The organism is Methanosaeta sp. UBA458 (assembly GCF_002496085.1).
Lineage (GTDB): Archaea > Halobacteriota > Methanosarcinia > Methanotrichales > Methanotrichaceae > Methanothrix > Methanothrix soehngenii.
Window position 1 is genome coordinate 534 of the sequence record NZ_DAIK01000107.1, and the last position, 12,132, is coordinate 12,665.

Below are 12,132 nucleotides of genomic sequence, written 5' to 3' on the forward strand. Positions count from 1 at the left end.
ACTTATGGCCTACCTGCCATACCTGGGAATTGGTGCCACATTCTCTCTTCTCATCTGGGGATATGAATACTCCCAAGCAGTCAACCAATCCATAATAGCAGCCTGCGTAGGGCTGGTCATGGGGCTGATGCTCGTTCGCCAGAAGATAGTCTTCGATGAGAGGAATCAACTGCTCACCACAACGCTTACCGAGATTGAAGAACGCAAGCGCGTAGAGAAGTCATTGCGCGAATCAGAGCAGGAGAAGGCGGCAATTCTGGGCGGATTGAAGAATGTCGCTGTCGAGTATCTCGATCCTTTTATGCGACTAATCTGGATCAATGATAACCTGCAAGAATCAATCGGCCTCTCTGCTGATGAAATGCGTGGCGCTTGTTGTTATGAGGCGATATTCGGTCGCAGTGAGCCCTGTTCAGGCTGTACAGTGGCACAAGCTATCAATATGGGCGCATCCAAGGAGGGCGATCTGATCACTCCGGACGGGAGGACCTGGATATCTCGTAGCAGTCCTCTCAAGGATGCAGATGGCAAGATCACCGGGGTAGTCCATGTGCTGATAGATATCAGCGCCCGCAAGAGTGCAGAGCGAGCTCTGAAGGAGTCTGAGCGTCGGCTGGCGGATATCATCGAATTTCTGCCTGACGCCACATTTGTGGTTGACAAAAATGGCAAGGTGATTTCCTGGAACCGCGCCATTGAGAAGATGACCGGCGTCGAGGCCGAGTCGATCCTGGGCAAGGGAGACTATGAATATTCTCTGCCGTTTTACGGAGAACGAAGGCCTACACTGATAGATATGGCAAAAGGAATTGATCCAAAGATCGATCCAAAATTTGAAAAGAAATATGAGAACCTAAAGAGAGATGAGGAGGATAACTCGCTGGTTGGCGAGGCCTACATGCCCCTGCAGGGAAAAGGCGATGCATACCTCCTGGGAAGCGCATCTGCGCTCTATGACTCAAATGGAGATTATTGGGGAGCGATTGAGTCGATACGTGATATAACAGATCGAAAGCGTGTGGAAGAGGAGCTCCAAAGGTCCAAGGAGATGGCTGAATCAGCCACCCGGGCAAAGTCCGAGTTCCTGGCCAACATGAGCCACGAGATCCGGACGCCAATGAATGCTGTTATCGGTCTTACAGAACTGCTCATGGATGAGAAGGATGAGAAGCTGACTTCGGCGCAAAGGGAATGCGTCGAGATGATCCGCATCAGCGGGGATACTCTCCTCTCTATCATCAATAATATCCTCGATCTCACCAAGATCGAGGCGAACATGACAGAGCTGGAGCACCGGCCAATCGATGTTAAGGGTTGCATTGAATCCTCTATGGATCTCGTGTCCGGGAGCGTCGGCGATAAAAGAATAAAATTTTCATATAAAATCGAAGAGAACGTCCCCCAATTTATCATGGGAGATCCCACAAGGCTCTGTCAGATCCTGATAAACCTGCTCAATAATGCATTGAAGTTCACCGAGCAAGGCGAGATTGCAGTCTCTGTATCAAACACCAATCTGGATGATGGCGGATATGAGATTCATTTTGCGGTGAAGGATACTGGAATAGGAATCCCTGAAGACAAGATGTCCCGCCTATTTCGATCTTTCAGCCAGGTTGATGCCTCGACGGCACGCAAGTATGGCGGCACTGGATTGGGCCTTGCCATAAGCAAGAAGCTCACAGAGATGATGAATGGACGAATGTGGGTTGAGAGTGCTGTTGGAGTGGGTTCAGTATTTCATTTTACAATTCGGGCGGATCCTATCATCGGCGAACCCTTAGATCTGTCAAAGCCGGACAACTTGTACGCACACGGGAAGCAGATCAAGGATCTGGAGAGATCTAATTCCGAATTGAATATCCTGCTAGCAGAGGACAACGTAGTCAATCAGATAGTCACAAAGAAGATGCTCAGTAAGCTGGGCTATAATGCGGATGTAGCGTCCAGCGGCATCGAGGCCCTGAAGGCGCTGGAGAAGAAGAGATACGATTTGGTATTCATGGACGTGCAGATGCCGGAGATGGACGGCCTGGAGGCAGCGAGGGAGATACGCCGTCGCTGGCCTGAGGGAGGCCCGAAGATAATAGCAGTAACTGCATCTGCTTTTAAAGGAGATCAGGAGATGTGTTTGGCGGCTGGGATGGACGGCTATATAATGAAGCCCACCAAGATAGAGGCTATAAGAGAAGCCCTGCAAGCTGTGGCAAAGGGCTAAGCAGGAAAAGGGCTGGGAGATCTTCTGAGCATAGGATCAAGATTCAGGCGGATCGGAAATGAATCGCCCCACTTCAATTGGAGGAACCTGGTATCCTGGTGGTGGCCGATCCGCCTGAATCTTGGCTGTGGCGCCGAACACGAGGTAGCACAACACCGAATCGCACAATCCCCTCAGGGATCCCACAGAATCTCACTGTGTGGCTACATCTCGATTTCGGCATCATCTTGATCTGGTGCCGCCTCATGTCCCGACTGTGTATTGGCGCGAGATCTCAGGCAGATTGCTGTGCCAATCACGGGACGCAATTCTTTTTCATCCTGCCTGTTATCCCGCAGGCGCGCAACCGAATGCAATTACCTCGACGGCATGCATCATCTGCATCACGGATTAATGTACCTGCTCCCAGGAGCGGCACGAATTTTTTGCTCGCAGGAAGAGGCAAATCAATGGCCAGATTCAGCAGATCACTGCCGGATGCGTTTTGGCCCACAGTACGCCCGCCAGACCCTTTCATGAGACGGCAATCTATCTATATAATCATTATAGATATTTGTAGTTTTCGGTCGGGACTGCAATAGGGACTAGAGTGCAGAATCCTGGAAGCATTTCGCACCCGTATTAGCTCGAACAAAATTGAATTAAGAATTCATCTATTGACCATCTATTTAAATGATGGCCCGCCAGCTAATGATCAACAAATCGTAAAATGTTAAAAACCAAGGAGTTCTTAAGATGAACCTGCAAAAGCACGTCAGCCTGAATATCAACGTTCGCGGCCTGGGCGAATCACCGACCCTCGCTATCAATGAGAGGGTAAAGCTATTGCAGGGACAGGGGAAAAAGATCTACAACTTCGGACTGGGTCAATCCCCCTTCCCTGTGCCGACGCCGGTGGTCGAGGCTCTGCGGCTGCATGCTCATGAAAAAGATTATCTGCCCGTCAAAGGCCTTTCTGCCCTCAAAGAAGCTGTGGCTGGATTCCACAGACAAAAAGATCTGGTGGAGGCTAACTCTGATTGCGTCCTTGTGGGCCCTGGCTCAAAGGAGCTCATGTTCTTGCTGCAGCTGGTATTCTATGGTGAGATCATCGTGCCCACACCCTGCTGGGTCTCCTATGTCCCTCAAGCTCAGATCTTGGGAAAAAAGATAAGCCTGCTTCATACCTCTTTTGAGGATAAATGGCACATAAGCGCTGATCGCCTCCGCCAGCATCTGGAAGGGGAACAGGATCTATACCGTCCAAGGATATTGGTTCTAAACTATCCTGGAAATCCTGATGGCCTCACCTATACCGCAGATGAGCTCAAAGAGATTGCCGGGGTTGCCCGTGAGTATGAGATCATCCTCCTCTCTGACGAGATCTATGGGCAGCTTCATCACAAGGGCGGTCACGTCTCAGTTGCCCGCTACTATCCAGAGGGAACCATAATCAGCTCCGGCCTGTCCAAGTGGTGCGGTGCTGGTGGCTGGAGATTGGGAACATTCACCTTTCCTCAGAGCCTGGACTGGCTGATGGATGCAATGGCAGCTGTGGCCAGCGAGACATACACCTCGGTGAGCGCACCCATCCAGTATGCCGGTGTGCAGGCATTCCGGGGATCAATGGCCATCGAGCGCTACCTCTGGAACGCCCGCCGTATCCTTTCCGCCCTGGGACAAAGGTGCTACCGAAATTTGGCAGATGCTGGGGTCAGGGTCCATGCGCCCGAGGGTGCATTCTACATGTTCCCGGATTTCTCTCCCTTCTACAGAAGGCTCGCTAAGAAGAATGTGCTGAACAGCACCATGCTCTGCGAGAGGCTGCTGCAGGAAAAAGGCGTTGCTATGCTGCCGGGAAGAGCGTTCGAGAGGCCCCATGAGGAGCTCACTGCCCGGATATCCTACATCAATTTTGCCGGCAACAGATCCCTGGCAGCGGGAGAGACCATTCCCCCTCACCAGGAGCTTCCAGCTGATTTCATCCAGGCTCACTGCGAAGATACCCTTGCAGGCATAGAGGCGATCGTCGACTGGCTGGAAGAGTAGCCAGTCCCGATTTTTTTAGGCCATCCGTTGTGTCGCATAACGATCCTCTTAATAATAATACCATATGCTTCTGTAATCCTCCGGGTTCTCGCCTCTTTTGATCAGCCTCTGAAGGTATCGGTGAATGGAGACATCCGTGTAGATGTAGGGCAACACCCTGGCTATGTTCTTCTCCCAGGGAAGGAAGGAGTATACCCTTCGCCCCTCAGAGGTAATGCCAATCAGCTCATGGTTCTGCCAGGCCCGAAGGTGGTCCTTGCCCAGCCCCGGGACATTGAATACCGGCTCATCGGTGCGGAATATGCCCGGAAGCAGCCTTGCCTCTTCCTTGCGCTCCTGCAGGATGCGAGCTATGGGAACAGCATAGTCCTCCATCTCCGTCTTGCCCTTCATATTAAAGGTATAATAGGGGTCCACTCCGATCTGTTTCAAGATAATCCTCAGAGACGACGTCTCAAATTTGCGGCTGTTGGCAAAGGTGAAGACCTGCTGGTTATAGATCTCAATTCCCGTCTTCTTCACCCTTATTATCGCGGCCAGCGTCTCTGGTGTCACCTCATAGGGATGCATGAAATGAGTCACCAGGCAGAGGTTTCTCCTTCCAAGCTCCTGGTAGCTGCCCAAGATCTCGCAGAGCTCTTCGGTGAGCCTCTGGGGGACAGTAGCTGGCGTCCTGCTGGCCACTCTTATGCTCTTCAGGTGAGGGATCTGGGAGAGCCTGTTCAGGATCCTGTCGATCAACGAGTCATCCATCACCAGGGGGTCTCCACCGGTTAGAAGGACATCCATCATCTCTTCATGCTCATAAAACCAATCTATCGCCGCCTCGATCTTCTCCATTGGAGCGAGGGCGGAGGCCATGAGAGGAGAAGAGATCTCCCAGTTGCGCTGGCAGTAGACGCAGATCTGTGGGCAAGACTCATAGGGCTTGACAATGGCCACCCGGGGATAGCGCCGGGTTACCAGATCTATGGGAGAGGTGTCCCTCTCCCTCATGAAGTCGAAGGCCCACTTCTTGTCCTTTCTGTGGGCGATCATATTCTCCACATAGCTGAGCGGAGGAAAGACCTGCCTGCGAACAGCATAATCCATGTCAGAGGGCTCTTTGTCCATTAGATGGAGATAATGGGGAGTAACGCCGAAAGGCACATGGTTCTCCAGGGCCAGTCTGATGGATGCTTCATGCTCTTCGTCTAATTTTATTGCTCTTTTGATTGTTTCTAATCCCTGAATATCTTTAAAAACATGCCGAAATTGCCATCGCCAATCCTGCCAATCATCCTCGTTGGAGTTGAGGATATCCAGGATCCTCCTTCTATTCTCATCTCGCTTTTCGATAATGCCCGGATCGAGGCCCGATTTATACCTTGACAGGTATCTGTCCATTCGCTCTCCCATTTGGTCCAGGTAATCGGAGCGCATCACTCCTGCGGTCCGGCCCTCAAATTCATCGAAATTCGGTATGTCTATTCCTTCCATCAATCGGGAAGGATATACATCCGCCTTCATTTTCAGCGCTTTAAAGAAATGGGCGAACTCATCGATGAAGTCGTCACCAACGTCAGAATCACCATCGGTGGCCGCCTTCCAGAGGTTTTCCAGGGAAGAGGTGCCGGAGATGCGTTCATTTTTCGGAGATATTACATTCTTGAGTGTTCGTATGGCTTCTTTGAAAAGAACGTAATCCCATGTCTCGATCTCACTTACATCGCATGCATAAGTCCATTCTCTGGCCTCGATGTATCGAGCCACCTTATTGCGGGCGCTTTCTAACGATTTGCTCTCCTTGAGCAGCACATACAGCTCTGGTGCTGCGTCCCAGCATGTATCCCATCTCGCAGTCATGTCATGTGTTCTTCTTGCCGCATTTTACTTTAATTTTTCTTAGATATGGAGTCTTTAAGAAAGCATCATATTTATATAAAAATTCATATGCAATGCCCGACCAAGGCCAAGAAGATCAAGTAAAGATCACATTTTTGGGCTCCTCGCTATCTAGAATGGGTGAACTTGAATCGCAAAAACTCTATGTCTCAGTGCCTCTATGGTAAACCGCGATGCTCTAACCCAACCACAGAGACACAGAGGAACAGAGGCTATAATCTCTGCCCGGACCTCACCCACATAATTCAGCGAAGAGCCCATTTTTGCAGCCCGGAGTCATTCGCTCCCGATGTGGTTAATGAATATTTTCATTTATGCTCAAAAGGGGAATGATCAAAAGATGAATTATCGAGAGACGAATGATCTATAGATGATCTCTGAAGGCCAGTATCAGGAAACCTGGCTATTTCGATGCTCTCCGAAGCTATTCTTATTCCTTCTGATCTCTGTATCTCCTCCAGGATTCTTCTGCTGATTTTGGTTCTTAAGATCCTTCTCTGCCTGGCTGGAGCCACATATCTTGCCGTCAATTCGATCCAGTTGTCAGTGAGCTTAAAGAAGATCCCCGGATCGGTTGAGCTTTTTAAGATGTAATACTTTCTTTGCATATGGGATATCTCCTCTTCAGCGTACTCTTTCATCATATGCGTCTCCTGGATGACGATATCCATGATCAATGATTCAGCAGCTCTCCAATCGCTGTCATAGCTTATTGGGAGGGTTATCTCATCCCACACAAAGCTAAAGTCTTTAGTATAATTATTCACAGCATTGGATAATACCAGAAAGTTGGGCAGAGAGGAGAGCCTGCCGGTATGCTGATCTGAGGAAACCCATTCGCTCATCTCCATGATGGTGGTATGGAGCAAATTGATATCTATTACATCCCCTTTCTTTCCTGCTACCTCTATCCTATCTCCAACTTTATAGATGCTATTGAACATGATCACCAGCCCACCCACTAGGTTCTTTGCCACATCCTGAATGGAGATGGTAAATGCGGCTGCCACCAGGCCGAATCCTAGCAGCAGAGTTCTTATATCTTCCACCCAAATAATCCAAATAATAATAAAATTAATTAATAAATATATGGAATAGAGCATCTTTGAGAAATAATATCTTTTATCGGTGGAGGTGAAATTTTTGATGATACGATCTTCCAGAAGTACTCGGAATACGATATAGATCATCAAAATCGCTATGATAGTGATGATTGTGCGGTTGATATAGCTACTCTGATAAATAAATGTAGTAAGCCACAGCACAAATGCGAAGACCGCCAGGGATGCGGGGATAAACCAGCTTCGAGCCATGAGGATATCGTCCTTGACTATTTTAAGAGGATCAAAGTATATATCAGTATCATCTCTATCCTCATCCAGTCTATTCCTTCCTATACCTCTCTAATCCGACCAGGTCTCGGGCAAGAACATCAGTACCACGGGAAGGATCTCCAGCCGGCCGATGTACATACAAAACGTGGCCAGAACCTTTCCGGATTCGGATATAGCATTGAAATCCATTGCCACCACCCCGAATCCCGGACCCACAACACCAAGACAGCATGCTGCTGCGGAAATAGCAGATAAGGAACCAAACTGGGGGTTTGATGCCTCGGTGATGGAAAAGGCAACGGCTGCAAGGATGAAGATCATTACATACAGCTGAATAAAAAGAATAACGGACTTGACTGTATTCTCCTTGACCACCTTATCTGCCATCCTTATGGTGATAACTGCCTTTGGGTGGAGGCTTCGGATCAGCTCAGCGTGCACATATTTCAGGACTATCAGCACCCTTCCCACCTTCATTCCTCCTCCTGTCGATCCTGTGCATCCACCAATTATCATCAATAGCATCAGGACGAGCTTTGCTGCCAGGGACCAGGAGTCATAATTGAAGTTGTTCACAAAGCCGGTGGTGGTCATAGTGGTGATCACCTGAAATACGGATGAGCGAAGGGCATCGAAGAAGCCTCCCGGTATTTGCCCGAAGATCATCAATATAATAATCGAAATAAACACTATTATGATATAGAACCTGAACTCTGCATCTCTGATCAGATAATTTAAATTTTTCTTTAGTATAATCTGATGATATATGATGAAATTGGTTCCTCCGAGCAAGAGAAAGATGCAGATGATGGCCTCCACCAGAATGCTATTGTATTCCGCAATACTGTAGGCCCTTGGGGAAAAACCTGCAGTTGAAATGCTTGAAAATGATGTGCATAGGGAGTCATAGACCGGGAGGCCTGCTGCCACTAGCAGCAGAGCTTCCATTCCTGTCAATCCAAGATAAATCCCCCAGAAGGCTTTAGCCGTGCTCTTAACCCTGGGTGTCAGCGCCTCTTTCATAAGGCCCAGGCCCTCAACGGAATAAAGCTCTCTTCCTGCCACGCCCAGATTGGGAAGAATGGCGATGAACAGCAGGATTATACCCATACCGCCCAGGAACTGGGAGAAAGATCTCCAGAATAGAAGGCCGAAGTAGGTTTCCTTTATAGTGAGAAGATCGATAAAATTCAGTGTCAGGCCGAAATCGAGCTCGATTATCCCTATAGGGGACCAGTGGATAAGCTGATGTGTGGTTCTCTCTACGAGTGCATAGGCCAGGCTGCTATGCACTGCCTCCTTGCTTAGAGTCCAATAGTGCTGTGAATCATACTCGCTGAGGATGGTAGCTCCCGTTGTAGTAAAACCGGACATCGATTCAAAGAATGCATCGACCAGCCCCAATCCCAGCAGCAAGTAGGGAAGAGCTCCGATCAGCCCTGCCATGAGCCAGCCGAATGAGACGGCAGCAAATGCATCCTTACGTCCCATATCGGATTTCTCCCCAAAATGCTTCAGGATCAGGCCGACGATAATTGCCAGAAGAGAGCTGATGCCAAAGGCCACCACCCCCAGGGGCTCCTTGTAGATGGCGGAGACGATTCCTGGTATGAGCATAAGTGTACCCAGCAGCATAGCCAGCATGCCCAGGATCCTCAGGATGATCCTTATCTTCATTATGTCGAGAGATCGGTTAAGGATGTTAATAACAATTGCCATATCCGTCTGATATAACAAAGGAGAAGAGAAGGAGACCGTATAAGAATTCCTGATCTTGGATTATTTTTTTAAAGGATTGCAACCATAGCGCGGAAAGGCCTTTCATCGGGCAAGGTCTTTTCTAATTGGATATATAAAAAAGATTTTAAAATTCAATTTACTTAGGCTCTTCTCAGAGCTATGAAGGCTACAGCCAGGAATCCTAAGGCGGCAAGCGCTGCTGCAAATCCTGGTACCTTTTCTGCTGCTTCCTCTGCCTTCTGGGCAGCCTCATCTACCTTTTCTGCTGCTTGGCTAGCTTCTTCGGCTTTCTGCTCGACCTTCTCTGCTGCTTTAGTTATGTTTTCTGCTGCAGTGGTGTTGGCGGTCAGATTCTCCACATGCTCAGCGGCAGATTTGAGATCTGCTGTTGCGTTCTCCGTTAGCTGTGCCGCTATTTCCACCTGTTTTGCAGACTCTTCCACTTGCATAGCTGCCTCAGCAACTTTGTCCGTCTCCTCTGCGCTTGCAGTTGTAACTGCAACCAACAGCATTAATGCTGCTGCTAAGATCACCACAACATTCTTCATGCTTATGCCTCAGTGTTTTGCGCGAAACCACGAAGACGGTTGTATATATATCTAATGAATGATGTATGCTCAAAGTTTGGACTGGAGTTATTTTTATTAGATAAATATATTTTATTGTGGGCTTTTATGTTAAATTTTCTTGGTAGAAGCAGGTGGAAACAAGGCATTTATTTTGCCAGAAAACCTTAGGCTCATGGGAATGCCATCCAATAGAGTTTATTTTTAATTTTTATATACATATAGATTAATCTCAGCCTGCTCGCTGCGTCAAAGAGAGGATGGGCCATATTCCTGAGAAGGACAGACTGAGGATAAGAATAAGGATGAGAATAAAACCAGCCTTGAGGAAATGGGGATTAATGCGCAAAAAAGACATCCTGCGCATATCTTGATACCCTCGTGCATATACTGCTCACATTTGAACATCGCGAAAGCAAGAGGATCGGATCTTCCTTTATGGAGATGGAATGATATGATGCAAAAGTGATGGAATTTGCTTATGCAACAGGGTGATGGATATTGTTTACGGAACAGAGAGATGGAGATTAGTGATGCAGCAGAGTGACGGAACAGGTTGATGGAGCTAGGGCTCTGGCAATGGAAATCAGCCTTTTGAGCAGATAGGGCCGAATCGCCGATCACTCAATCCAGGAGGAGATTTGGGCCGGTCGGCCTCTCTTATTATGATTTCAATCATAATTCCTGGCAAATTCCTCATCTGACATGGTGAAAAGGATGATAGCATCATATATGCTAAGAGCGAGTGTTATGGCAAATCCGATTGCCGTCAGGCTAATCAGGATATATATTATTCCCATCTTTATGCTTCCAAGATAGAACTTATGCGCTCCAGCTATCCCCAAAAACAGGGCAAGCAATGCGGCAGTGATTCTGCTTCGTCCCTCATTGGCCGGGCGGGGGAGATGCTTTATCCGCAGGCCGCAAATGGGGCATATCTTGGCCGCATTATCGATGCAGGATTTGCATTCAGGACAAATCATTGCAGTCTTGACAAGAATCTTCTCTCCTCCGGCATTCTCTCCATCTTCAGAGCCACCAATATTCTCGCTGTCTTCATTCAAGGCCACAACCTCATCTGCACGGATGATCTGATTTCTCCTTCTCCGCCTAAATATGTTGCTGCTGGACAAGCCGCTGTACTGGCTCCATTATTTCAGCGAAAGCATCATTTATTATCATTCATCGATGAGATCATTTAAGAGCATCCAATATCATTTGAGGTAGTTTGCAGGAGATTGATGAATGAAGTGGCGCACGGGCAGAAAGAGCGAGAATATTGAGGATCGCAGATCCTCTGGAATTTCTGGCAAGGCTGCAGGGGGCATCGGAGGTCTTGGGATTTTGTTGCTCCTTCTCATATCCATGTTTTTAGGAGTGGATCCCGGTCAGATCATCCAGGGAATAGACTCAACCGGAGCCTCAAGTCAGGGGTCACAGATGTCGACGGAGGAGCAGAACGAGAGTGCTGAGTTCGTATCTCTAGTCCTGGGCGATACAGAAGCTACCTGGAGCGATATCTTTGCCGAGGACCTGGGCCGAACCTACATAGAACCAAAGCTGGTTCTATTTTCCGGCGGTGTGCAGTCTGCTTGCGGACAGGCTAGCTCTCAGGTGGGGCCATTTTACTGTCCCAGCGACCAGAAGGTCTATCTCGATCTTGAATTTTTAAAAGAACTCCAGGATAGACTGGGAGCTACAGGAGACTTTGCTCAGGCCTATGTCATATCTCATGAGGTCGGCCACCATGTTCAGACCCTCACTGGCACCCTGCAATACGTGGATACGATGAATAAGAGGGTGAGCCAGAAGGAGGCCAATGAGCTATCGGTAGCCTTGGAACTCCAGGCTGACTGTTATGCCGGTGTTTGGGCCAATCGCGCATCCCAGCAGGACCTCATTCTTGAGCCAGGGGATATCGAAGAGGGCCTCAACGCCGCCAGCGCCGTAGGAGACGACCGCCTGCAGAAGCAGTCACAGGGATATGTGGTGCCTGACTCCTTCACCCATGGCACATCTGCCCAGCGGGTGGCATCCTTCAGAAAAGGACTTGAGTCTGGGGATTTATTTGCATGTGACAGCTCTCTGCTTCCGCCGGTAAAATAAGAGCATGAGGAGAGATCAAAATAAGAGAGGGATGAAATTCGAGCCCTCCTGATTTCTTTTTTTCTTTTGTCTTAAGGCCTCTGTTCCTCTGCGCCTCTGCTGTTGGGTCAGAGCATCGCGTTTCACCACTAAGGCGAAGAGATACAGAGATTTTGCGATTCAGGTTCACCCATGCTAAATGGCGAGGAGCCGTTCCATAAGCCAAGCTGCCGTGAGCTACAGAGAACGGACCTGCAGTGCTGGGGCGCAGGGGTAG

General features: G+C 48.7%; 8 protein-coding genes. 3 read left to right on the forward strand and 5 right to left on the reverse strand.

All coding sequences use genetic code 11. The features are described 5' to 3' along the window. Nucleotides 1–2,218, forward strand: a 2,218-nt coding sequence (locus tag BP822_RS07460) for a PAS domain-containing hybrid sensor histidine kinase/response regulator (RefSeq protein WP_286878076.1), incomplete at its 5' end; no start/stop codon positions are given. Nucleotides 2,219–2,953: 735 nt separating this feature from the next. Beyond that, complete coding sequence (locus tag BP822_RS07465) at nt 2,954–4,246, forward strand: pyridoxal phosphate-dependent aminotransferase (RefSeq protein ID WP_286878077.1); 1,293 nt, start codon at nt 2,954–2,956, stop codon at nt 4,244–4,246. A 48-nt stretch (nt 4,247–4,294) separates the two neighbouring features. On the opposite strand, the gene BP822_RS07470 is transcribed toward BP822_RS07465, so the two are convergent. From BP822_RS07470 to BP822_RS07490, 5 genes are all read right to left on the reverse strand, one after another. Beyond that, on the reverse strand, nt 4,295–6,091 hold the full coding sequence (locus tag BP822_RS07470; protein WP_273278588.1) for a KamA family radical SAM protein: 1,797 nt from the start codon (nt 6,089–6,091) through the stop codon (nt 4,295–4,297). A 347-nt stretch (nt 6,092–6,438) separates the two neighbouring features. Further along, nucleotides 6,439–7,140 (reverse strand): mechanosensitive ion channel family protein, encoded by a 702-nt coding sequence (locus BP822_RS07475; RefSeq protein WP_349681849.1) that lies wholly within the window; start codon nt 7,138–7,140, stop codon nt 6,439–6,441. Nucleotides 7,141–7,533: 393 nt separating this feature from the next. Then, nucleotides 7,534–9,141: a TrkH family potassium uptake protein gene (locus tag BP822_RS07480; protein ID WP_013720441.1), complete on the reverse strand. Its 1,608-nt coding sequence runs from the start codon at nt 9,139–9,141 to the stop codon at nt 7,534–7,536. A gap of 203 nt (nt 9,142–9,344) precedes the next feature. After that, nucleotides 9,345–9,752 (reverse strand): hypothetical protein, encoded by a 408-nt coding sequence (locus BP822_RS07485; RefSeq protein ID WP_013720442.1) that lies wholly within the window; start codon nt 9,750–9,752, stop codon nt 9,345–9,347. A gap of 689 nt (nt 9,753–10,441) precedes the next feature. Continuing rightward, complete coding sequence (locus BP822_RS07490; RefSeq protein WP_202795804.1) at nt 10,442–10,834, reverse strand: TM2 domain-containing protein; 393 nt, start codon at nt 10,832–10,834, stop codon at nt 10,442–10,444. Between the two features lie 181 nt (nt 10,835–11,015). On the opposite strand from BP822_RS07490, the gene ypfJ reads away from it, so the two are divergent. Next, entirely contained in the window at nt 11,016–11,876 is an 861-nt protein-coding gene (gene ypfJ, locus BP822_RS07495; RefSeq protein WP_013720444.1) for a KPN_02809 family neutral zinc metallopeptidase, read from the forward strand. Nucleotides 11,877–12,132: the final 256 nt, after the last annotated feature.